At 63.8% G+C, this 22,299-nt stretch carries 34 protein-coding genes; 33 read left to right on the top strand and 1 reads right to left on the bottom strand.

Features of this window, described 5'->3' with window-relative positions; translation table 11 throughout:
- The first annotated feature begins 99 nt into the window (after positions 1-99).
- The 33 genes from AJAP_RS43795 (at position 100) to AJAP_RS44140 (ending at position 19,339) form a co-directional block, all read left to right on the top strand.
- A complete protein-coding gene (locus AJAP_RS43795) occupies positions 100-333 on the top strand; it encodes a hypothetical protein (protein WP_148311580.1) in 234 nt (77 codons plus the stop codon).
- Between the two features lie 453 nt (positions 334-786).
- Positions 787-1,197 carry a hypothetical protein gene (locus AJAP_RS27640; protein WP_038516695.1) on the top strand — a complete coding sequence of 137 codons (411 nt, stop codon included), beginning with the start codon at positions 787-789 and terminating at the stop codon, positions 1,195-1,197.
- 72 nt (positions 1,198-1,269) lie between these two features.
- Entirely contained in the window at positions 1,270-1,860 is a 591-nt protein-coding gene (locus AJAP_RS27635) for a hypothetical protein (protein WP_148311579.1), read from the top strand.
- Between the two features lie 214 nt (positions 1,861-2,074).
- A complete protein-coding gene (locus AJAP_RS43790) occupies positions 2,075-2,296 on the top strand; it encodes a hypothetical protein (protein WP_148311578.1) in 222 nt (73 codons plus the stop codon).
- 179 nt (positions 2,297-2,475) lie between these two features.
- Entirely contained in the window at positions 2,476-2,961 is a 486-nt protein-coding gene (locus AJAP_RS27625; RefSeq protein WP_038516686.1) for a hypothetical protein, read from the top strand.
- Positions 2,962-3,004: 43 nt separating this feature from the next.
- Positions 3,005-3,331 carry a hypothetical protein gene (locus AJAP_RS27620; protein ID WP_038516683.1) on the top strand — a complete coding sequence of 109 codons (327 nt, stop codon included), beginning with the start codon at positions 3,005-3,007 and terminating at the stop codon, positions 3,329-3,331.
- A gap of 17 nt (positions 3,332-3,348) precedes the next feature.
- The gene (locus AJAP_RS27615; RefSeq protein ID WP_038516681.1) at positions 3,349-3,585 is read left to right on the top strand and encodes a hypothetical protein; all 237 of its coding nucleotides are present in this window, start codon (positions 3,349-3,351) and stop codon (positions 3,583-3,585) included.
- Positions 3,586-3,864, top strand: coding sequence for a hypothetical protein (locus tag AJAP_RS27610; RefSeq protein ID WP_038516677.1), 279 nt, complete (start codon positions 3,586-3,588; stop codon positions 3,862-3,864).
- 12 nt (positions 3,865-3,876) lie between these two features.
- Complete coding sequence (locus AJAP_RS27605; protein ID WP_038516675.1) at positions 3,877-4,302, top strand: hypothetical protein; 426 nt, start codon at positions 3,877-3,879, stop codon at positions 4,300-4,302.
- 153 nt (positions 4,303-4,455) lie between these two features.
- Positions 4,456-4,707, top strand: coding sequence for a hypothetical protein (locus AJAP_RS27600; RefSeq protein WP_038516672.1), 252 nt, complete (start codon positions 4,456-4,458; stop codon positions 4,705-4,707).
- A gap of 141 nt (positions 4,708-4,848) precedes the next feature.
- The gene (locus AJAP_RS27595) at positions 4,849-5,121 is read left to right on the top strand and encodes a hypothetical protein (RefSeq protein ID WP_038516669.1); all 273 of its coding nucleotides are present in this window, start codon (positions 4,849-4,851) and stop codon (positions 5,119-5,121) included.
- A gap of 525 nt (positions 5,122-5,646) precedes the next feature.
- Positions 5,647-6,162, top strand: coding sequence for a hypothetical protein (locus tag AJAP_RS42585; RefSeq protein ID WP_051972605.1), 516 nt, complete (start codon positions 5,647-5,649; stop codon positions 6,160-6,162).
- 15 nt (positions 6,163-6,177) lie between these two features.
- Positions 6,178-6,525, top strand: a complete 348-nt coding sequence (locus AJAP_RS27585; protein WP_038516666.1) for a hypothetical protein — start codon at positions 6,178-6,180, stop codon at positions 6,523-6,525.
- Complete coding sequence (locus AJAP_RS27580; protein WP_228694595.1) at positions 6,479-7,417, top strand: RecB family exonuclease; 939 nt, start codon at positions 6,479-6,481, stop codon at positions 7,415-7,417. Before AJAP_RS27585 ends, AJAP_RS27580 begins: the two co-directional genes overlap by 47 nt.
- A 45-nt stretch (positions 7,418-7,462) precedes the next feature.
- The gene (locus AJAP_RS27575; protein WP_148311577.1) at positions 7,463-7,651 is read left to right on the top strand and encodes a hypothetical protein; all 189 of its coding nucleotides are present in this window, start codon (positions 7,463-7,465) and stop codon (positions 7,649-7,651) included.
- On the top strand, positions 7,648-8,139 hold the full coding sequence (locus AJAP_RS27570) for a hypothetical protein (protein ID WP_038516657.1): 492 nt from the start codon (positions 7,648-7,650) through the stop codon (positions 8,137-8,139). Before AJAP_RS27575 ends, AJAP_RS27570 begins: the two co-directional genes overlap by 4 nt.
- Before the next feature lie 118 nt (positions 8,140-8,257).
- Entirely contained in the window at positions 8,258-8,386 is a 129-nt protein-coding gene (locus AJAP_RS45125) for a hypothetical protein (protein ID WP_267284094.1), read from the top strand.
- Between the two features lie 89 nt (positions 8,387-8,475).
- Positions 8,476-8,607 carry a hypothetical protein gene (locus AJAP_RS45120; protein WP_267284093.1) on the top strand — a complete coding sequence of 44 codons (132 nt, stop codon included), beginning with the start codon at positions 8,476-8,478 and terminating at the stop codon, positions 8,605-8,607.
- Positions 8,608-8,674: 67 nt separating this feature from the next.
- On the top strand, positions 8,675-8,803 hold the full coding sequence (locus AJAP_RS45115; RefSeq protein ID WP_267284092.1) for a hypothetical protein: 129 nt from the start codon (positions 8,675-8,677) through the stop codon (positions 8,801-8,803).
- 57 nt (positions 8,804-8,860) lie between these two features.
- Positions 8,861-10,543, top strand: coding sequence for an AAA family ATPase (locus AJAP_RS27555; protein ID WP_158509807.1), 1,683 nt, complete (start codon positions 8,861-8,863; stop codon positions 10,541-10,543).
- Between the two features lie 145 nt (positions 10,544-10,688).
- Positions 10,689-11,210, top strand: coding sequence for an endonuclease VII domain-containing protein (locus tag AJAP_RS43145; RefSeq protein WP_038516646.1), 522 nt, complete (start codon positions 10,689-10,691; stop codon positions 11,208-11,210).
- A gap of 37 nt (positions 11,211-11,247) precedes the next feature.
- The gene (locus AJAP_RS27545; protein WP_038516644.1) at positions 11,248-12,018 is read left to right on the top strand and encodes a metallophosphoesterase family protein; all 771 of its coding nucleotides are present in this window, start codon (positions 11,248-11,250) and stop codon (positions 12,016-12,018) included.
- Between the two features lie 34 nt (positions 12,019-12,052).
- A complete protein-coding gene (locus tag AJAP_RS27540; RefSeq protein ID WP_038516641.1) occupies positions 12,053-12,685 on the top strand; it encodes a hypothetical protein in 633 nt (210 codons plus the stop codon).
- A 164-nt stretch (positions 12,686-12,849) separates the two neighbouring features.
- Complete coding sequence (locus AJAP_RS27535) at positions 12,850-13,395, top strand: hypothetical protein (RefSeq protein WP_051972604.1); 546 nt, start codon at positions 12,850-12,852, stop codon at positions 13,393-13,395.
- Between the two features lie 65 nt (positions 13,396-13,460).
- Complete coding sequence (locus tag AJAP_RS27530; protein ID WP_038516638.1) at positions 13,461-13,664, top strand: hypothetical protein; 204 nt, start codon at positions 13,461-13,463, stop codon at positions 13,662-13,664.
- Positions 13,664-13,828 carry a hypothetical protein gene (locus AJAP_RS44145; RefSeq protein WP_158509806.1) on the top strand — a complete coding sequence of 55 codons (165 nt, stop codon included), beginning with the start codon at positions 13,664-13,666 and terminating at the stop codon, positions 13,826-13,828. Before AJAP_RS27530 ends, AJAP_RS44145 begins: the two co-directional genes overlap by 1 nt.
- Positions 13,825-14,070 (top strand): helix-turn-helix domain-containing protein, encoded by a 246-nt coding sequence (locus AJAP_RS27525; RefSeq protein ID WP_038516635.1) that lies wholly within the window; start codon positions 13,825-13,827, stop codon positions 14,068-14,070. Before AJAP_RS44145 ends, AJAP_RS27525 begins: the two co-directional genes overlap by 4 nt.
- A gap of 15 nt (positions 14,071-14,085) precedes the next feature.
- A complete protein-coding gene (locus AJAP_RS27520; protein WP_063777817.1) occupies positions 14,086-15,975 on the top strand; it encodes a DNA polymerase in 1,890 nt (629 codons plus the stop codon).
- Positions 15,976-15,986: 11 nt separating this feature from the next.
- Positions 15,987-16,307 (top strand): hypothetical protein, encoded by a 321-nt coding sequence (locus tag AJAP_RS27515; protein WP_038516632.1) that lies wholly within the window; start codon positions 15,987-15,989, stop codon positions 16,305-16,307.
- Positions 16,304-16,858, top strand: a complete 555-nt coding sequence (locus AJAP_RS27510; protein WP_051972603.1) for a dATP/dGTP diphosphohydrolase domain-containing protein — start codon at positions 16,304-16,306, stop codon at positions 16,856-16,858. The genes AJAP_RS27515 and AJAP_RS27510 overlap by 4 nt, the downstream gene beginning before the upstream one ends.
- Before the next feature lie 81 nt (positions 16,859-16,939).
- On the top strand, positions 16,940-18,016 hold the full coding sequence (locus AJAP_RS27505; RefSeq protein WP_051972602.1) for an RNA ligase: 1,077 nt from the start codon (positions 16,940-16,942) through the stop codon (positions 18,014-18,016).
- 199 nt (positions 18,017-18,215) lie between these two features.
- Positions 18,216-19,130, top strand: a complete 915-nt coding sequence (locus tag AJAP_RS27500) for a phosphatase domain-containing protein (RefSeq protein ID WP_038516629.1) — start codon at positions 18,216-18,218, stop codon at positions 19,128-19,130.
- Positions 19,131-19,189: 59 nt separating this feature from the next.
- Positions 19,190-19,339 carry a hypothetical protein gene (locus AJAP_RS44140; RefSeq protein WP_158509805.1) on the top strand — a complete coding sequence of 50 codons (150 nt, stop codon included), beginning with the start codon at positions 19,190-19,192 and terminating at the stop codon, positions 19,337-19,339.
- 1,572 nt (positions 19,340-20,911) lie between these two features.
- Here AJAP_RS44140 and AJAP_RS27485 read toward each other — a convergent pair.
- A complete protein-coding gene (locus AJAP_RS27485; protein ID WP_051972601.1) occupies positions 20,912-21,904 on the bottom strand; it encodes a helix-turn-helix domain-containing protein in 993 nt (330 codons plus the stop codon).
- Between the last annotated feature and the right edge of the window lie 395 nt (positions 21,905-22,299).

The following is a 22,299-nucleotide window of genomic DNA, read 5'->3' as shown; positions in this document are numbered from 1 at the left end:
GACGGGGGTTTCAGTTTCGATCAGTGGACGGAGGGCACACCGCGCACTGGATACGCGGTGAGCGTCAACCCGGAGTGCAACCGGCAGTATGTCGGACGCGTGAGCCCGTTGGATGTGTACGACTACATGCACACGTTCGATTCGATCCTTGGGGAGCCCGGGAAGGTGTTCGGCGCGTGGCGCGACTCCGAGACCGGCATCACTCACCTGGACGTGTCCACTGTGGTCGCCGACTCTGACAAGGCGTTGACTCTGGCACGGGAACACGGGGAAATCGCCGTGTGGGACTACGCCAACGGTGCGGAGATTAGGACGGATTCCGTTTCGGTCTGACTCAATTTGTACGCCGGACACCGGCCGGACGGTTTGACGTCGGGCGGGGGAGTCCCCCGCCCGGCTCTGATCGCCCGTCTTCTACCAATCAGGAGTCTTGATTTATGGAAAACGTCAACGTGTGGGCCGACGCGTTCGGCGTCTGGCACGCGTCAGTCCCGTTGTCCGGAAGTCGGCATCGTGACGCGATGCGGGCTCGAAAGCTAATCGTGGACGCGATCGCGGAGCGGTCGGGGCCGAGCTTCGATCCATCGCGAGTCCGCGTCACCCGGGAGTCGATCACGGGACACGGCACCGTGAAGTATCGGGAGGTCTAATCGTGGAACACGTCGATTACCCGCATCTCCCGGGCCGTCTCTACGACTGTGAGGCGTGCGAATACGGGCCCTGTGAATGCAACCCGCAAACCGATGCGCCTTGCTTGTCCATCCACTGTGTACAGGAGGATTGACCATGTCCGCGCACATCTATGCGTACCTGACTGCGACCCGTATCGAATTTTTCGGGGAGGGGTGCGACGATTACAACGAAGAGCATGGGTGGATTGACCGTGACCGGTCTCGTACGGAGCTTCACGACTTCCAAAGCGATGTCCGGCCGATAGTCGAATGGCCGGAGAATGACCCCACCGACGGCGGGGTGTACGAGGGCCTAGCGGACGCCGTGCGGACTGCCTTCGAAGCATTCGAAGGAAGGCCCTTCGATAACGGCAATGGGTCGTTCTACGACTCCGGCGAATACTCGCCCGTTGACGAGAGTTGGACGTACACGTACGCGGTCCACTTCCGTCGGAAGTTTCTGGGGCCCAACGGGTGGGCCGAGGAGAGATGGCACCCGACCCGAGACGGTGGGGTCGCCCTCTGATCGGAACTCCGGTTTCCCGCACGGGTTCGCCCCTGCGGGTTGCTGGAGTGCCGATCGGAAGGGGATAAGGGCATGGGTGACGTTTACGCCAGAACGAAGGAAATTGCCAAGGAATTGGGTAAGGGGTGGTCGGCCCGTGAGGGCGCATGGGGGAACGACCGGGATGCGTATCTAGACGGTCCGGGCGGTGAAGTGGTTCACGTCGCGGGAGGGGCCACCTATCAGAATCCGGGCCGTCTCGTGATCCGTGGAACCCTGGACCACAAGCACTCGCGCTACAACGAGCCGCGCCACGAGATCACCGTAAGCGCGGAGAAGACCGCCGCGAAGGTGGCGGGAGACATCACGCGGCGCTTGCTGCCCGGATATAGGGAAGGCTTGGAACTCTCTATCAAGCGCAAGGCGGATCATGAGGAGTGGGAGGCCGGGCGCGACAACCTGGTCAAGACGCTGCTGGGGTCACTGCCCGGTTCCTACACGCTGGGCCACGCTACGGACCAAGTTACGTTCGGCGGCGGGAAGTACGGGGAACGGGGGATCGGCGGAGAGGTCCGCGTCCTCTCCGGCTCCGAGGTGGAGTGGACTATCCGTACCAGCGAGGCGGGCAGCCTCGCGCTGGCCGAGCTGATCGCGAACATCCTCCGTGAATCGGGAAAGGCATGACGCACTCACTGGAGCGGCTGGAATCGGGGACCGTTCTCGTCTTCCATGATGAGGAACGTATCGGGCACTACTGGCCGGACCCGTTGTCAGGTGGGTTCGCTGCCTTCAAGTCGAGCGCACAGAGCCACAGGCCAATCGCGCGTCCGAAGTCGGAGCGCGCTTGCATTCTCAGTATCACGGACGGCGCGTGGGACGGGGAGGGGTGGATATAGGCATGGACGAATACGAAGAGGGCGACCGCGTAGTGGTTGTTCGAGTCATTCGGAGTCTCAACCGGACGGTCCGATGGGCTGGCACGGTTGTGAAGCCGGATCGTGTGATCGGCGACGGAAATGGAATCCTGGTCAGGGTCGACGATCCCTTCACGAGTCACCCCACATGGTTCGCGCTGGGTGAATTCCACGGAACTGTGACCACTGTGGAAAGAGAGGCTTGATGCGTATGGGCAGAGATGCCGCCGTGTCCGCGTTTCTAGCATGCTGCCTGGTCGCGCTGGTCTTCTGCACGCTCGGCTGGGCCAACGCGACCCCGGATGCCCCCGCGTATCACGTAGTGCCGACGGCGCCCCGGTGCGCGTCGCTTGATCTATCCACTGTGGACTAAGGAAGGCTTGGCGTGGCCGACACGAAAACTCAGACCACCCGTAAGCGCAAGCGGCGCCCCGTGTCCGTCTCCCTGGTCGTGTGGGGGAGCTTTCTCGTGGGCATCCTCGGTTCGCTCGGGTTCAACATCGCTAGCACTGTGATCACGAACGGTTGGGGGCCAGCCGTCGCAGTCGCCATGCTCTGGCCGTTGCTGAATCTCGGCGCCGTGGAGATGATGATCCGCGTCCCGTGGCCACGCGGGAACGGCTGGACTGCTCTCCGGTACGGGCCGACGGGCGCGGTCGCGCTGATCAGCTTCGGCATCTCGTACTCGCACATCCACCACGTCATGTCGACGATCGGAGAGGCATCGTTCTCCGCGATGGCCGCACCTTTGGCTATCGACTTCCTGATGCTTCTGTCTGGCGTCGCCCTGGTCGTCCTGCACTCGCCGAAACCGCCAGTACGTCGACGGAAGGCCGCGCCGCGTCGGCGGCCCGCGCTAGCCACGGCCTGACACCTAGTCCTGTAAGGAAAATCGGAAGGAAGGCTTGAGATCCATGACCCAGTTCGCCCCCACTACTTTCCCGGCTCCCACGCTTGACGCTCTGAACGACGACACTCCGTACCACGAGTTGGACATCGACACGTCCCTCTCCGTCGACTACCGGGACCCCGTGGCCGACAACGTCGCCCGTGCCGGATACGCATGGGTCGGAGTCAGTGAGTACGCCAACAACAAGGGGATGCACGAGGAGAGCGCGGCCACGGCCGTGAGTGACCTCCTCGCGGACGTTCGCCACCTCTGCGACCGTCTCGGCCTGTCGTTCGATGAGCTGAGTCAGCGCGGGGAGATGCACTACACCGAGGAGATCCACGGGGCATAGGAAGGCTTCAAAGAGGCATGAGCAAGGAGAAGATCCGCGCGGTGGAGGCGCGGTACCGCGCGGCAATGGCCGCACTCAACGTGGCAGAGGCTCGCATGAGGGAGCTGTACGAGGCGTCCGAGAAGACCGGTGACTACGCCTCGGCGGACGACTTCCGCTCGTACAACCTGCCCGATGCGAGAGAGCGCGCACTCGACGAAGCGATCGACCTGTTGGCACTGCTGGGATTCGTCCACACGAATGCGGAGGTATGAATGAGCACTCCAAAGCCCCACGCACTTGAGCACTTCCTGAAGACATTTGATCGCTCGGACGACGGTCTCGGGGAGCACCTGACCTGCACGGAGGCAAACGCGATCGCGGCGCTCTTCAACGAGAACGGGATGACGGAAGCTGCCCAAGGGTGGCTCAACGCGCACTACGAGGACTGCGACCTGGACGACCACCCGACCTACATCGAAGCGATGGAACGGCTCCCCGAGGGCTACGAACGGGAGCCCGAGACCGTGACGCCTGCCGCAGACAGCGAATAAGGAAGGCTTGACGTGAAGATCATCCCGGAGACGATCACGGTTCTCACGGCCCTGTCCGATGCCGTCATCGAGACAGGCGAGGAAGTGGAGGGAAACGACGGGCGGGCCTTCGTGCCGACCACGCTGCACGTGGAGTGGACCCGGCAACTCGACAGCCCGGAATGGGAACTGGCGGAGGTCGTCCTCCACGGTCCGGGCGGATGGCTCGAAATCGACGGCATGGACACCGACTACGAAAAGCCGGAGTGGCTGGAACGCGCTCTGTCCGTCCTGAAGAAGCGACTCCCGTCGATTCACGTTCGAGTGGAGCGAGAGGAATCGAAGTCCGCCATCTATGCCCGTGCAATGGGCGCCACGGGAGCGGTGTACACCGAGGAGCACATCCTGAACGGCGGGTCTCGCCTGACGATTCACGAGGACCGTGCTATGCACGCCTGAGGTGCGCGGCGGACTGCCAAGTACGGAGTAACCTCTGACCAGCCCCGTTCGACTAGGAAGGCATGAGCAGAACCATGACGATGCCCAAGATCACCCCGCAGGACACTGCGGACGTGTTCGCCGGCTCCGGCGCGCTCGACTACCCGGTGGGGGATGGTCGACCACCGGGGAGCCTTCGACCCTGAAGCGCCGGATGACTGGAGTCTGACTGTCCAGGATCTCGCGATCCCGGAGGAGGCCCGGGAGCCTGTCACGGTGGACATCCCGGACCCGGCCAAGTGGTCCCTTGCCTACGGGACCGAGGGAGTGCAGGAGATCCGCAAGGACGTCAAGGCATACGTTGGGAACCTCGTTCAGCAATCCGAGATGGCGGACGAGGTCGGCGCAACCGTGACGTGGAAGTAATATCACTCCGTACGGTCGTCGACAGCGATAAGAAGAGGCTTGACCCGATAGCCGAATATCCGTAGCGGCAAATTGCCGGACAGACATGCCCCATGTCTGTCCGGTTTTTTGTTGCCAGGGACGGGGAAAGAAAGGCTTGAAATGACTGCGTCGAAGACCCAGCGCGAAGAGTTCGTCACCGAGATGGTGAAGGATTGGATCACTAACGACAGGGTGATCCTGGAGCAGGCCAAAGAGCTGCTGATCGACCCGAGGGTACTCGTGTCCTGGGTGGAACTCCTCTTGAAGACCGCCAGCCGGCTGAAGGAGTCCACGTACGCGGCGTGGCAGGTCCGCCAGGAGCTGGCCCCGAACGACTTCCAGCGGATCGCCTGGAGTGAGGTCGTGGACGCGATCCGCGCCGTAGAGCTTTGAAAACAGGACCGAACGCGTGTGCGATTTCGCCCGCCCGGCGGGAGCGACGGGTACGAACGCACCACAGGCGACCAGGTACTTTGTCAACGGCAGATAACATATAAGACCAGAGGACATGCGGCCATACGGGTGAAGTCAAAAGTACCTACCTGTCGGTAGTTTTCCAGGCAAGATGCCCTGGTCCGACTGGTCGATCTTGATCATTTCGCAGGTGGGCGACAGGTTACTGACGAGTTGGCTAAGCGGTCTGACGGTGAATAACCGGACCAATCGCTCAACTTCTGGTGTCGTTACCGTGACCTGGGTCACGCCACGAACCCGTACAACTTTCACCTATCGTCGCGATCAGCTTGGTAGAGGGCTGGTCAGGCAGGGTCCACAGTGGAAAGGCATGGGGTTGTAGGGGCGTCATCTGGGGCAGTAGAACGAAGAGGGGGGAATGGCCGCGCGAATGTGGCGGACACCTCTTTGACGATGGACAGTGTACTGTGTATAGGTTCGGTAACCCTACTTAGGAGTAGAGAAATGCCGCCGAAGCCCAGGATCACGCACTCGCAAGTCAAGGAATTGGTTGAAGTTCACGGGCTCAGCCTGACCGCTGCGGCGGAGGCGCTGGGTGTGTCCAAGTCTCTCGCCAGCTACCACCTTCACAATTCGGGCGGCGGGTACGTGAACCCGTGGAAGGAAGCCCGCAAGTCCATGCCGTGGAAGGAGATCCAACCAGAACACCGAGATTCGGGGCAGGCTCGGCGGGCGGCGTGGCACGCTGAGTACATCGCCACGGGCGGCAAGCACATGTCGGAAAAGAAGCTTCGGTACCTGCGGCAGTGGTACCAACGATTAGCTAATGATGGTCTTGTCGTGGTGTACGACCCCACAATTCCTCCCCATAAGGGCGCGAAAACAGGGGGGTGGGACTACGTTCCGCGTGAGGAAAAGGATGGGGATCTACTTTTCCGCGAGAACGAATACACAGAAGTTACTGATGAAACGCGCGTGGACTGGCGGCTACCTGATAAGGAGTTTTGGCCGCAAGAGTGAAACCGGAGTGCACGATTGTCCGAGTTGAGGGAAGGGCTCGTCGCGTACAGCCCCACGAGGGTGTCGGCGGCGCTGCTGAAGGGCAAGGAGGGCTGGACGCTCAGCGTGAAGCGGAGCGTCCTTGTACGGGATGACGATGTGCTGTACGCGCCCGTTCTTGTGGTGCTGGACGAGCACTGCACGACAGAGGTTTCGTCGGACACAGAGGCCGACGAAGGGATGATGTTCGGGAGAGCCGTACGAACGAGGTGGAGAGTGTGGACGGAGTGTCCGGACGAACTGCACGACTGCGCAGCCCTCCCGATCCCAAGCGCCCGTGAGGGCACGGAGGAGGTTGTGGTTGACCGAACTGTCGTCAAGTAACACGAAGGATGGGCGGCGAGCGCGGTATCGCTCGGTGTCCCAGTACAACCAGTACGTGAAGTGTCCCTACTCGTACTGGCTTCAGCGGAAACAGCGGGCCTGGCAGCGTCCGGCAGCCTGGTTGCCCCAGGGGACGGCCGTTCACTACGCGGCGGAGGTTTGGGAGCTATCCGGCCGAGAGATGGCTCTGGAAGAAGCTCAGGCCGAATATCGGCGCAAGTACGCCGAGGAGGTTTCGGCGATGGCCTCCGAGACGCCGAACTTCTCGTACTGGTTCTCGTCGGGGCCCTATGACGGCGAGACGGATACGAACCGGCGGTACGAGATCGGCCTCGAACAGGTGGCCGCGTACGTCGAGTACTACACCAGCTCGGCGCCCGAGGAGGTCATCTGGATCGCCCCGGACGGTAGGCCGGCGATCGAGCTGGAGTTCGACATCGACCTGGACGGCGTCCGGCTGAAAGGCTTCATCGACCAAGTGACACTGGTCAAAGACAAGGTGCCCAAGCCGCTCACTCCGAGCGGAAAGCCTTCCAAGTCCAAGAAAGCCTTGGAAGAGTATGCGGCTGCGGTGGAGGCTTCCCCCCTCCGCCCCCGGCCTCGGGACGTCAAGACCGGCAATCAGCCGGGCGACGATTTCCAGCTCGGCGTCTATGACGTCGCCCTCGACGAGCTGTTCGGGATCAAGGCCGACATCGGGGACTACTGGATGGCCCGCAAGGGCGGGCCGACCGGCGGCTACGACCTGACGCAGTGGACACGTGAGCGCGTGACCGAGGAGTTTCACTGGCTCGACGCGAAGATTGAGGCGGAGGAGTTCCCGCCCCTTCCCGAGCCGGACAAGTGCCGGATGTGCTCGGTGGGGAACGCCTGTGACTTTTTCGCGGGCTGAATTTGTACACCGGACACTCTCCGGCGTGCAAGGACGGTGGTGTCATTGGACGAATATGCCGAGGAGGCAGAGGCATGGCTTGGGGCCAACGATCGGCACGACGTCTGGATGCAGGTTCCGGGCTCCAAGCAGGGCGGCTGGTCTCTGGTCGCCAGCGGCGTCACGCGAGCGGAAGCGCTCGTCTGGCAGTCGACGAGCCTCCACAAGACCCACGTAGAGGAGAGCAAGGCATGAGTGAATCCGCCGCTAGCCAGATTTTCGAGAACCTGCGCCGGAAGCGGGAAGGGCTGGAACCGTTGCCGTACACGGCAACGAACTACTTCGTGCAGGAAGCAAACGGCCCGACCGAAGCAGAGCTAGCCACGGCGGCGGCATGTGCATCGACGCGGCCGAAGCCGATGACGGAGGAGCAGCGGGAGCTGTACCGCAAGACGAAGACCATCACATGGGGCTACCTCATGGGCCAGGCGTCCAGTTCCACGGGACGGTTCGCCGTCCGTCAGTCGGACCCGCAGAAGCTCCGGGAAGCCTTGAGGCGGCTGGAGGAGACGCCGTCGGAGGGAGACGTCGTCGTCGGCAAGGGGCCGATGACGGGGCGGTGGTTCGTCGGGCGCTATGTGCGTCCGCATCCGGCCTGGCGCAACGAGTCGATAGTGGACGGCTACGGCAGGCTGCTCAATCTGCTGACAACCACGCTGATGGTGGTAGAGCGTGCTAAATAGAGCTAATCCCGGCCGGGAGTACCGCATCCTCGTGCGGTACGACCCGGACGACCCTCGGTGGCACAAGATCTACGAAGGGCCTTGGAACCGGGACGCGGTATTCCGATATCACCACAACGTGGCGGCCGAGAGCCGCATACAGGCCGTCCTCACGACGGCCGAGGTCGACGAAGTCTTCGTCGAGAACTATTCCCTGGCCCTGCTCGACGCATGGCTAAACGAAATGTACCCACTGGAGGTTTCATGAAGAAGACCAAGCGCACCTTCGCATTCGGCGGGCTCCTCCTCGGAGGGGCCCTTCTTCTTTCCGGGTGCTTCCCGCCCCCGGAGGGAACGGTGACGGGCAAGGAGTACGAGGCCGACGAGTCCTGCTGGGAGATCGAGCTGGACACGGGCTACGAGCTGTGCCTGTCCAAAGAGGAGTTCAAGACCTACGACATCGGGGACTACTACCCGAAGGGCGAGTGATGCTGCTCGCGTACCTGGTCCTGTTCGTCGTGCTGTTCGCAGCCTGGTGGGAGTTCAAGGGGGATGAGTGACTGAATTCGTCGCGTGGGTAGCCGGTTGGCCCGAGTGGGTCGGCGTGACCATCGGAGTGGTGATCGGCCCCTTGCTGTTCCTGGCACTCGTGAAGCTGCACGACTGGGTGTACGGGAGGGACTAGCACGCGCCCCGCGCTGCGTCTGAGAGGAGGAAAGCATTGCAGGCAGCGGATTACGCGGTGAACCTCACCCAGCGGGGGTACGCGTGCTATCCGGTGAACATCACACTCGACCAGAAGGGGGAGAAGGAATTCCACTTCCCGGGTAAGTGGCAGACCGGCGAGTATCCGACGGAGCCGGACGCGATCGCCGCCCACTGGGGCCGGTACAGCGGCCTCGTGGTCAACACCGAGCGGTCCGGCGTGGTCGTGGTCGACTTCGACCTGAGCAAGGGCAAGGACGGATTCACCGCGCTCACAGAGGCGGGCATCGAGCTTCCCGACACACCGGTCAAGGTGAAGACATGGTCTGGCGGGGAGCACTGGTACTACCGCGTCGGGAAGGTGCCAGTCGCCAGCTCGCAGAGCAAGCTAGCCGCTGGCGTCGATATCCGCGCGGCCGGCGGGATCGCGGTCGCCCCGCCCACGCCGGTCGGGGACGCCGGGAAGTATCGGTTCACGGGCAAGGTGGTGCCGGTCTCCGAGCTGCCGGAGTTCCCGCCCGAGCTGGCTGAACTGCTGAAGCCCCGGGAGTCCAAGGTGAAGACCACGGACTCCCGTCCGGCCTTGAGCTTCGAACAGAGGCAGCGGATGCAAGGGATGATGGACCGCATCCTCCGCGACCTCCGCACGATGGGCGACGGCACGCGCAACGCCACGATGAGGCTTCGCCTGATCCGGCTGTACGGCATCTCCATGACTCTCGGGGAGGACCTGTACGCGGTCGGGGAGCTGGTGCGCGAAGCGTATTTCGAGAGCGGGGGCACGGCCGAGCAGGAGCTGGAAGCCTTCATCACCTGGGCGGAGGAGCACGCCCGGTACGAGCTGCCAGACGATGAGACGGACGAGCACTTCGAGGCTGAAGTTGCCGCCATCATCCGGCGGGTCAAGGCCCAGGAGGAGGCAAAGGCCCGGCTGTCGCCGGTCAAGGTGACGCGGGTGTCCGACGAGGACATTCTGGAGTTCGACCCCGACGAGGCCGACGACGATTGGCTGATCCGGGGCCTGCTGCCCAAGGGCGAGACAGTGATCCTGTTCGGCACGCCGAACGCGGGGAAGTCCTTCGCGGCCGTCGACCTCTGTATGGGGCACGCAACCGGGATAGGCGCCTGGGGCGACGACGTCGAGCAGGGAACTGCGCTGTACTTGGCCGGCGAGGGCACGCGGCGCTTGTCGGTGCGACGTCGTGCCTGGGAGCTGTTCCACGAGAAGGAGCCGGGCGCGGACGTCCAGTTCCGGAAGATGCGGCTGATCCTGTCCAGCGACGAGTCGGTGGCCGAGCACCAGGCACTGGTGAAGAGGCTTCGCCCGAGCCTGATCATCGTCGACACGATGATGCGGGCCTCGGAAGGACTCGTCCTGGAGAACCCCGGAGAGGCTTCCCGAGCTATCGCCCAGCTCGACCGCGTCCGGGAGGCCAGTCCAGGGGCGACCTTGGTTGTGCTCCACCACCCGGCGAAGTCCAATCCGGACGAGCCCGCTGGCTCGTACCCGATCAAGGGCAACGTGGACACGGTGCTGAGTCTCGCGACGGAGGGCGGCATTCGAACGATCAGCGTCAACAAGAGCCGCGACGACGACAAGTCGTGGAAGAAATCGTTCGAGCTGAAGGACATTGCGATCACTGGCACCCGGCTCAGCTCAGCTGTGATGGTGCCGAGCATTACGTCCCCGAGGTGGCAGGCGTCGCCTTGGGACGAGTGATTTTGTACGCCGGACACATCTACGAGAGGAACCCTATGCCTGCACTGCTGTTCGTCATCGCGGTCGCGCTGAGCTTCACTCCGGTGAGCTTCTGGTGGCCCCTGGCGTTCTTGTTCCTGGCGCTCCTCGCCGCCGTCGAGGAGGCATGACGGCTTCCCGCGCGGCGGGCCCGGTCTGCGTCGACTGCACTGCGGCGGGGATCACCACCCGACGGCCCGTGGTAGACCGTGAAGGGAAGCCGTACGGCGGACCCCGAAGTCCTCGGTGTAAGACCCATTTCCTCGCACGCAAGCGGGCAGCCAGCAACGCCGCACACGCCAAGTACGTGCTCGCCACCTACGGAATCACCGGTGAGCAGTACTGGGCCCTCTACGAGGCTCAGGGCGGCCGGTGCTACATCTGCCAGCGCGCCACCGGCCGAGCTAAGCGGCTCGCCGTCGACCACGATCACGCGTGCTGCCCGGAGACGCCGGCCTGTGGCCGGTGCGTTCGCGGGCTCTGCTGCAAGAGCTGCAACCGGGACGTCTTAGGACACCTGCGGGACTCGATCGCCGCGTTCCTGCGCGGCGCGGAGTACCTGCGAAATCCGCCCGCATGGGCGGTGATCTACCCGGGTGGAGACCACTTCGTGAACCCCGAGAGAGGCGCGGAGTCTTGTCCGGCCTGAATTTGTACGACGGACACTGTCCTGGAGAAGGGAACATATGGCTAAGCGCATCGTGATTATCTCGGATACACAGATGCCCTTCGAGCACAAGAAGGCGCTGAAGGGTGTCCTACGGTTCATCGGCGAGTACCAGCCCGACGAGGTCGTCCACATCGGCGACATCATGGACTACCCCCAGCCGAGCCGGTGGAACAAAGACACCAAGGGAGAGTTCGAGGGCAGCATCTACGCGGACTCGGATTACGGGAAGCGGCACCTCCTGGAGCCGCTGCGTGCCGTGTACGACGGCCCGGCCAAGTTCCTCAAGGGCAACCACGACGAGCGGCCCGAGGACTACCTCAAGAAGTACGCCCCGGCGCTGGCGGGAACAGACGCGCTCAGTGTCGAGAGCCTGCTGGACTTCGATGGCTTCGGTATCGAGCTTCTGCCGACGTTCTACCGATTCGCTCCGGGCTGGGTGATGACCCACGGACACAAGGGACTGCTGTCCCTTAGCCGGATCGCGGGCAACACCGCGCTGAACGCGGCGAAGAAGTTCGGGGTCTCCGTGATCATGGGCCACACCCACCGACTCGGCGTCGGTTCGCACTCCACGGGCTACGAAGGCCAGGTCAACACCCTGACGGGATTCGAAGTCGGGCACCTGATGGACACGCGCCTCGCCAGCGCGCAATACCTCAAGGGCGGGACGGCGAACTGGCAGGCCGGCTTCGGCCTCGCCGAGGTAGATGGCTCGCACGTACACGTGCGGCCGGTCGCGATCGTTGGCCGCAAGTTCATCGTGGACGGCGTCACGTACCAGGTCTGATTTTGTACGACGGACACTAGTGGAAGGAGGCGCGTTGGGCGCGCTCGAAGAGATCCTGCCCGACATCCGGCGCGCTGCTAAACGCGTCGGCCGGGAGTGGTCGGCGGTCACGACGGCAGAAGACGTCGAGCAGGAGATCGTCCTGCATCTGCTGACCAAGGACACAGCCGAGAAGCTGGCCGACTTCGACGACGCGGCCAGAGGCGTGACGCTGTACCGGATCGGCACCCAGATCGCGGCACAGGAACGCATCGACTACGACCACTTCACCGGAAACTACCGGTACTCGACCAACGACGTCCGGAAGATCCTCGATCTGGACGCGCTCCTCAAGATTCGGGAGCGGACCAGCGCCGAGGAAGCCGATCTGGACGAGGGCATGGCGATGCTCCGCAAGCGACACGCGCGCTATGCCGAAGTGGTCGTACTCCGATACCGGTTCAAGGAAAACGTCGACCGTCGCGTGCTGCACCGTGCTGTAGATGCTCTCGCCGAGTGCATGAACAGCGTGCACATAGGACGGCGTATCGCGTACGTGGAGGGGCCGGGAAGTCGGACGGCGTTCACCAACGATCAAGCGCAGCGTGTCTCCCGGGGCGACTACTCAGGAAACGGGGGCGGCAGTAGGGCGCTGAATCCCGAGCACATGGACCGAAACGAGGAATAGCAGTGGGTGACCAGTTGGAGATCCCGTACGGCCTCACTCCGTGGGGCGACGAGGAACGAGTACGCGACGTCGAAGACCTCGACGACTACGAATACCAGCAGGCACTATTCGAGCGCTGACAAATCCGTTAGCTAGCAACAGAAAATCAACAGAGAGGCATCGCATTGTCCAACTACGTTGACCCCTTCGCCGACGACGAGACCCAGAACGCCCCGGCCCCGGAGACCACTGCTGGCCCGTGGGAAGAGTCGAAGGCCGAGAAGCCGGCCACCCCGCCGGTTGTGGTCGGCGGCGACGGCAAAGTCGTCGTGACCTTGAAGGGCGGCAAGGAGTACGACAAGCCGTGGGTTGTGATCCACGCGTCCGACATCGACGACGCGCTGGGACAGCTCCGGCACGAGAAAATCAAGGATCTGCTCAAGGTCACCCAGTCCGCCGCGAACTTCTTCACGGGCGGCTCCGGCGGTGCGGGCGCTTCGGGTGCGCCGCAGCAGCGCCAGCAGTCCCAGGGCGGCGGGCAGAGCCGCCAGGCCGGCAAGCCCGACGGCGCAGACGGCCCCCCGGCGGGCACCAAGCAGGAGTACTGCAAGCACGGCGAGATGGTCTTCCGCTCCGGCTTCTCCGAGGCGAAGCAGAAGACCTGGAAGGGCTTCTTCTGCCCGACCCCGAAGGGCACCCCGGATCAGTGCAAGGCCGTTTTCCTGCGCTGACTTTGTACGACGGACAGTCGGGTGGGGTCCTCCGGGGCCCCGCCTTCACCGTGAGAGGAGGACAGGTGGGGCGCAAGGTCCGAAACGGGGTCGTCTGTCCCGAAGCCGAAGCCGAGCTGGTCTACGACTGGGAGGGCTTCGACGCGGTCGCGATCCAAACCGGCTGGTCCGAAGGGAAACAGGCCAGCCACACCATTTCGCTGCTGACCCTGGATGCCGCGCGCACGCTACACGCGCAGCTCGAAGAGATCCTGGAGCCGCACATCTGATGACCAACATCGAAATCTTCTTCAAGAACGACACCAGTATCGAGCGCGAAGACGTGGTGCTCGAAGAGGGAATCACCGCGCTGACCGTCCACACAGGACCTGGTGAGAAGTCAGTGATCCCACTGGCCAGCATCCTCTACTACGACGTCGAGGACGCAGTGTGAGCGATGCCCTGGCCGACTTCCGAGCCGCGTACTTGCGGCTAGAGGAGGAGATCTCCCGTCTCCGCACGGAGAACGAGGAGCTGCGGGCGGGACTCCGCAACGACAAGAAGCTGTCGCCCCGGGAGGTGGCCCGTATCCGGGATCTCCGCGCGGATGGGTGGAAGCAGAGGGACATCGCAGACGCATTCGACATCAACCCAGCCACCGTGAGCCGGATCGTGCGCGGGGAGTACTGGCGCTAAGCGAAAGGAGACGCGGTGCGGGTACACCGCCACCAAGTCGCGGGCGAGCAGGTGACGATTCGATCCGTCGAGAACGAACTCGACCTGGACCAGTTCCGGGACTTCGTGCGGCGGAACCTGCGGGGGCTGGCGTTCGACACGGAAACGACTGGGCTCAACATCTACGGCCGGGACTTCGGCCTCCGGCTGGCTCAGTTCGGAACGCCAGTCGAGGCGTTCACGGTCCCGGTGGAGTTCGGCGGGCAGTTCAAGGAGGACGTCCGCCGGGCTCTGCTCGGCCTGGAGAAGCTGTACGTCCAGAACGGGGGCTTTGACCTACAGGTGTCCGAGCGGAAGCTCGGCATCCCGATGGAAGTCCTGTGGCGTAAGACGACAGACACCAAGATCCCGGCTCACCTGGTTGATCCCAGGGGTAGGGAAGAGGGTGGGATCGGGCACAAGCTCGAAGAGCTGACGGCTCACTACATCGACCGCGTGGTGGCCGACGAGGTCAAGGGGTCGATGGCTCGCCTCGCCAAGGAAATGAAGTGCAAGAAGGACGAGGTCTGGCGACGAGTCGACATCGACAATCCGACTTACCAGCTATACGGCGGCATGGACACGATCCTCGCCGCGCGGCTGGCTAAGAAGGTGCTCCCGCTCGTGCCCGTGTCTGCGCGGAACCTTCTCCCGTTTGAGCACGAGGTAGCGGAGATCTGCTCCTACATGGAGCGAACCGGCTTCCTGCTGGACGTGGAGTACACGAAGCGGCTGTCCGAGAGATTCCACGAGGAGGAGGAGAAGTACTCCCGCCGGGCCGCCAAGCTCGGGTGCGAGAACGTCAACTCGACTGAGCAGGTGGCCGACGTTCTGGAGTCCCGGGGCGTGAGGATCACCGGACGCACGCCGAAGGGTAAGCGGCAGGTCGACAAGAACCTGTTGAACAGGCTCGTCAAGGAAGGTGACGAGTTCGCGACTGCGGTAGTCGAGGCCAAAAAAGCGAGGAAATGGCGCACGACGTGGGTTGACACCTTCTTGTCCACAGTGGACGAGAATGACCGGTGCCACGCTTCAATCAACTCGCTCCGTGCCCGCACGGCACGAATGAGTATCACGGGCATCCCGGCCCAGACACTGCCGTCCAAGGACTGGATGATCCGGCGCTGCTTCGTTGCCGACCCCGGGCACCTCATCGGATCGATCGACTACAAGGCGCAGGAGCTACGCGTCCTAGCCGCGAGGTCCGGAGACCCGACGATGATCCGGGCCTTCAACTTGCCGGACGACGACGAGGGATCAGACCTCCACATCCTCACCGCCCGAGCTGCCTTCGGCGCCCACATCACCAAGGCGCACAAGGAGCGCGGCTACGCCAAGGTCGTGAACTTCGGCCGGGTCTACGGCGGCGGCGTAGACGTCGTCATGGACCAGACCGGACTCGACAGGGAAACCGCCACCCGAGTAGTCGAAGGATTCGACTCGGCCTATCCAAAAGTGAAGGTCTACTCGAAAGAACTGGCGCAGGAGGCCAGACGAAACGGGTACATCACGACGATGACCGGGCGTCGACTTCCTGTGGACGCTCATCGGGCTTACGCAGCCCTGAACTACGACATCCAGTCCTCCAGTCGGGACGTCACCTGTCGCGGCCTTGTGAAGCTCCACAGGGCCGGTTTCACCCCGTATCTGCGCCTACCCGTTCATGACGAGGTCGTGGGCTCGTTCCCGGCGAAGAAGGCGGAGTGGGGTGTGCGACGTGTCGGAGACCTGATGTCGGAACAGATGGGGCCCGTGTTCATCGGCACCGACCCAACGGTGACCGGAAAGAGCTGGGGCCACGAGTACATGAAGACCGACGACGCGAAGCCGGACTTGGAACTGATCGCCCGTGCCGACAAGGAAATCGCGGCGGCTGGGCTGTGGTGAGAGGAGAGGGAATGTCCGACGAACCGACTTACGACGAGCTGTACCGAGAACTGGAATCAGTAGAGGGCAGGTACGCGGCGTCCGTCGCCGCTGTCGCGGCAGTGTCGGCCCAGTCTGCGCAACAGGCGGCCACGATCGCCGACCTGGAGACGACCATCGACGGTTTGGCCGACCTGAACCGAGATCTGGAAAGGGATCTCGGCGTGGCCCGCGAGGAAATCGGCCGGCTCCAGAGTGCCGGACACCGAACCCTGGCGGCCCTGAGTGACGCAGCAAGCGTCCTTCGCCGTGCCGACAACGAACTTGTCGTGACGCTCCAGGGGGACGATTGAGGAACTTCACGGACGAGGCTGAGCCCCCGTTCGGAGAGCGAATCCAGATGCGAGCGGCCGATGGCTGGCCGCTGACGTGGACCGGCAAGCGGTGGCACATAGGGCTAGGGCTTGCCGACCCGAGCCTTCACGAGGCGTGGCCACCCTGCGTGCCAGGTCCGTACTTCGAGATCACCGAGGAGGAGTACGTGACAGCAAGTTCGTTCACCACCAAGGACTCCGGGGAGCGAAGCGAGTTCGAGGGCGGCGGGCAGCGGGACTCGGAGACTGGGAAGCCCCGCTTCGACCTCCTGCTCCCAGTGAGGGTCCCGTACGAGGATCAGCTACTCACCCGCGTGGCGGCCCTCATGGGCCGAGGAGCCGAGAAGTACGAGGACCGGAACTGGGAGAAGTTCTCCGACCAGGCCGCGCTCGACCGGGCGCGGTCGTCGGCTTTCCGGCACTTCATGCAGTGGTTCAACGGCGAGACCGACGAGGACCACGCTGCGGCCGTGGTGTTCAACCTGAAGGCCGCCGAGTACGTCAAGGGTCGCCTGGCGGGTCGCTGGTAGTAGCTACACCCCGCTGTACGGGGGGTCGTCCACATCGGACGGCCCCCCTTTTTTTGTGCCCGCACAACGAGAGGAGACCTTGTGCTGCACCTTTTCGACCTGGTTCCGGAGGACGAAGCCCTAGAGGCCGTGAGGGACCGCCTGGTAGTCCAGCGGGACCACCCGTCCCATCCGCTGTCGATCCTGAACTACACCGACAAGGCCCAGGTGAACAACATCTGGACCCGAGCGACGAAGACGTTCCGTGGTGTCATCTTCGACCGGGAGACCCTGGAAGTCGTCGCCCGTCCGTTCCCGAAGTTCTTCAACCACGGGCAGGAGCCCGCAAAACACCGCCGCTGGCGCGAGGACGAGATGGTCATCGTGACAGACAAGCTGGACGGCTCCCTCGGTATTCTCTACCCGCTCGGCAACGGGCGTCACGCGATCTCCACGCGAGGCTCCTTCGAGAGTGAGCAGGCGCTCCACGCTACAGCGGTGTTCGAACGGGACTACGCCTGGCGGTTCTCGCCAGAGCCGGGCAAGACCTACCTGTACGAGATCATCTACCCAGAGAACCGGATCGTCGTGGACTACGGCGGGATGGACGATCTCGTGCTGCTCGGCGTCGTCGACATCGAAACCGGGATCACGTATTCGGCCGGCGGCGGCCGTGACTACGGATGGCCGGGGCCTACGGTGACGCAGGCGCCGTACAAGCGGTTTAGGGACGCTCTCGCGGCCCCGCCGCGACCCGGGAAAGAGGGCATGGTCGTCCACTTCCTCGATAGTGATGCGCGAGTGAAGCTGAAGCAGGACGACTACATCGCACTCCACAAGATCGTTACCGGTCTGAGCAAGGTCGTGGTCTGGGAGCACATGTCGGAGTATGGCGACCCGGACATGCTCCTGGAGTCCCTGCCGGACGAGTTCCACCCGTGGGTGAAAGACGTTGCGGAGGAGCTGTTCTGGGCGTGGTTCGAACACGACCACGTGGTTGAGTCGGTCTACTCCGCGCTCGAAGAGGCGGGTCTTACAGGGAAGCGCAAGGAGTTTGCCCTGTCCATTAAGGACAAACCGGCGTGGCTCAAGGCCGCGCTGTTCGCATTCCTAGACCGCAACTACTCCCGCGCCCAGAAGGTCATCTGGCAGAACATCAAGCCCAAGGGGGGCAAGTGACCAAGCACTACCGTGCCATCGACGGCGGTACGGGCCACTGGGCCGTCCGCTCTGGCGAAGTGTTCTTCATCGACACCGCGACCGGGAAATGGAGCCGTTCCAGTCATTCGGCGGCCCAGCTCCAGGGTTGGGCGCGGCTGGGTCTCCTGGAGGAGACCGAACCCCCTCCCTTCCTTCTCTCTGCTACAGGAGGTAGCTGATGCCCGGAACTCTGCACATTCTTCGTGGCCTGCCGGGCGTCGGGAAGACGACCCGTGCCCGTCGCCTGCGGAAGCGCTACGGCGGCGTGCTCGCCGGCCGAGACCACTTCCGCGCGCTGTACGGCACCGAGGGACAACCCGGAGACAGGGTGATCGAGGACCAGATCACCCAGCTCCAGGTGCACCTCATCACCCACGCCCTGAGCGTGGGGGACCACGTGTACGTGGACGACATGAACCTCCGAGACCGGTACGTCCGGCGGCTGCTCCAGATCGCGCGCCAGCAGGGCGCCGAGGTGGCCGTCTACGACCTCACCGACCACTCCGTGGAACTGGCGATCGTCCAGGACGCGAACCCTGACCGAACGCACTCAGTGGGCGAGGATCGAATCCGGGATCTACACCGGAGGTTCATCAAGGGCAGGGGCTACCCGCTCCCGATGCCCGAGCTGCCGGACGAGGCGCCAACGGCGGATCGGTACGACGGGGACCCAACGCGCCCGTGGGCCGTCCTGGTCGACGTGGACGGCACGGTGGCGCAGATGCACGACCGGTCTCCGTACGACATGACCCGAGTTGGCGAAGACTCGCCCAAGTGGGCGGTGATCCACGTCGTCGAGAGTCTGGCGAAGGCCGGCTACCGGATCGTGTTCGTCTCGGCCCGGAACGAGGTCGCTCGTCCGGCGACCGAGGACTGGATCGACGAGCACATCGAGCTGCCCGAGGGCTTCGTACTGCACATGAGGGCCGACGGCGACGGCCGGGACGATCGAGTCGTGAAGCGGGAGATCTTCGACAAGGAGATCCGAGACAGGTACTTCGTCCGGGCCGTGCTCGACGACCGGGACAAGGTCGTCAGGATGTGGAGGGATCTCGGGCTGACCTGCCTCCAGGTCGCTGAGGGCGCCTTCTGATCGCGTAACGTGCATTGCCCGCCGGCCGATACCCCAAGGTTAAGCCGAGAGGGGTTCTCATGAGTCTGTTCGCGGCCCTCGTGAAGGGCCTCGTCATGTTCATGTTCTGGATGTGCGTCGCCGCCATCGCGGTGCCGGTGTTCGTCGTCTGGGCCGTATTCGCCATCCCCGTCTACGTCGTCAAGGCGATTCGAGGCGGCACCGCCTGATACACAAAAGAGCCCCCTCTCCTGGTCCTCGGACCGGGGGAGGGGGCCTTTTTTGCGTTCCAGGGCTGTCTCAGCCTGGCGTTACGAAGCCGTCCAACCAGCCTGTGCCATGGCAGTCCGGGCACTCGCTGGACTGGATCAGAACCACGCCCCGGGCCGGGAAGGGGAGTTCCCGGTACAGCCGACCGTCCCCTGTATCGGGGATCTGGTGGACCTGGATCACACCGTCTTCGTCCTCGGTACGGTGGTTGCTCATCGGCCTGCACCGATGGCACACGGTCCGCATCTTCGGAGCTGTCATAGAGGCCATGCTACCCCTCGATGCGGCCGGAAGCCCCGCAGTCTCCACACGGCTCATCGTTCTGCACGGTGGTGACCTTCCCCTTACTGTCGGTCTGGGCCCGGGGGACCTTGATGAATCCGTTGCCGTTACACCTCCGGCAGACAACCATTTCGCGGCCGGAGTCCTTGTTCTTTGCCATCACTGCTCTCCTCTCGATGGGGTTACCTGTTGCACTTGATGCACGGCCAGCCCACGCCCTTCGGGTCCGTCCACGTACCACTTCCGCCGCACCAATCGCAGTTCGGATCGATGGACAGAATGACGCGCCGAAGGATTTTGGACAGGGTGTTACGCAAAACGATCTCCTCGGATTGATTCCAATTTGACCGGTGGGGATGGAGAGGCAGCGCCTACCAAGAAGGAAGGGGCTCGATAGACGCTGCCCTAGCCCGGCCGCCGTGCCCACGAGGGGCTGGGCTCGCCGGCCGGGAGTCTTAGCGAATTGCCCAACTAGGCGACTGGACCAGGCCCGCTTGACGGACAGTAGCCCTCTGGCGTAGCTCGACGGGGACGCGGCACAGCGGATGGGCCGTTTCGAGGCCACTCGGGGCGCCGTGGTCCCCAGGGGCCGGAATCGTCAGGACGGCCCGAACAGTCCATTCTGGGCGCCCGTGGTACTGCCACAAGACCTGATTGGGTGCGAAGAGGTCTTCCCGAACCCCCACCCTGACCGATCGAAATGCGGTCGCTTGATTCTCGCTCCGCAAGATCAGGACATCCGAACAACGGTCCCCCCAGTGAATCGCTGCACAGACGAGTTCCGGGGCGTTCTCGGGGCCGAAGGTGTGCACCGTCCAGCGGCGGGCCCGCATCTCGTTCAAGAGGTCGTCGAGTGACGGCCTGTGTTGCTCAGCGATCATGGCTCATCCCCTCCCCCGCAGGAGGCGTGACGTCTGTTCGTCGGCTATCGACATACCCTTTCCCTCATCTCTGCCCACGGCTCCGTTCGCCGCTCCCTCGACTTGTCGTGTTTCCACTCGGCGAGCCTCTGGAGCGCCACGCCAACGACGAATGCCGACAGCACAAGCGCCACGACGAAGAGCACGGCCAAGACTGCTACCCAGATCAAGACGACACCTTCCCGATAGCGGGACCCTGCGATGCAGGGGATTGGGCGCCAATCTCAGGCAGTCGCTCCGCTACCCCTGCGAGGTCACGTACAGATCATCGTGACCGCATAAGCGCAGGTGAAGGGGTTGGCTGATTCAGAAGTGATTCACATCTATGAATCAGTTAAGGGCGTCCGCTTGGCGGAGACCTTCCCGGTACTCGATCGTCCACTCGGCGGCTTGCTGATCCTCGGGCAGGTTGTCCAGTCCGGTCCGGAGATGGTCAACGGCGACGGAGTGATCTCCAAGGGCGAGGTGGGCCAGCCCGGAATTGAGTCGGTGGAACGTTGGGCTCAGCCAGTAGGCGGTAGCCGGGGGCGCCACACGCCCCGAGTCGTCGATCAACCCGTCGGCGGTATCGAGCAGCCGCAGCGCGGCGTCCCGCTCGTTGATCCGTGCATAGCCCTGGGCGGCCTGGATCGCGTCCCCGATCTGCTGGGAGACGTGCGCGCCGGGGGTGTGGTAGGCCGCCAAGAACCCACGGACCATCGCCCGGGGGTTGTTTTGCTGACGGGCTATGTAGCCCTTGAAGTTGGCCGCTTGTGCGGCGAGCGTGCCGTCCGCAGCCTCGTCGGCGATGCTCTCCGCCTCGGTGAGCAACTGCATCGCCCTGCCATCGTGGCGGGCTTCCGCGAAAAGCCAGCCGGCGAATTGCACATGCTCGCTCGCGACCCCGGCCAGTGCGCGGCGGTGTGGGCCCTCGACCTGCTTCAGGACGGACTTGACCATGTCTGCCTGTGCCCGTGATGCGGCGAGCAGAGGGAGCGGCCCAAGGACGTCGTCGAGCCGCCGCTGTGCGGCCAAGCTGTCGGCGAAGGCGTCGATGGCCCGCTGGTCGATCTTGCCGGGATTGCGGATGCTGTACTCGACACGCGATCGCTGGTCGCCGTCGAGCGGGTGGAGATCAATCGGGGACCAGAGCGCTAAGAGCTCGCCGCCCGCGTCTAGCAGCTCGTCCAGACGGGCGGCAACGCGCTCTTCCGGCATCTTCAGACCGGCCTCCCAGCGGGAGAGCGTTGCTTGCGAGATGGGCACCCGCTTCGCGAACCGGCGCTGTGAGATCACTTTCTCGGTCCGAAGTCGCCGTAGTACGGCTCCGAACGTCTCCGCCATCAGCCCACCTCCACGCGCAAGGACACGGGCCCGGCTGTGCTCAGTCTCGCCCAGAGGGGCTTCACCGAGAGGCCCGTGTTGCGCTGGCGACAGTTTCCGTGGCCCGTGCGCCTCCAGGGTACCCGAGGCGACATGGCCGGGTTACCCTCGAACCTATGTTCGATCTCCACACCTCTGTCGGCCCGCCCAACGAGAAGATTTTCCGGGGCTTCCGGCCTCCTCGGCCGGTCTGGGTCGACCTCTCCCGCGCGTATCCGTTGGGGCCCCCACGGGCGTCCGTCCCGGACGGACTGGACCTCGGCGAGGTCGTGGAGGGTCGGCTTTCAATGTGGCAGATGACGACCACGGGCCACTGGGTCGGCTGGGTCGAGTTCATGATCAATAAGGGGCGCGGG

Origin of the sequence: Amycolatopsis japonica, assembly GCF_000732925.1 — a bacterium.
Classification (GTDB): domain Bacteria; phylum Actinomycetota; class Actinomycetes; order Mycobacteriales; family Pseudonocardiaceae; genus Amycolatopsis; species Amycolatopsis japonica.
The sequence above is the reverse complement of the archived record's forward strand: the minus strand, read 5'-3'. Positions and strand labels throughout refer to the sequence as shown.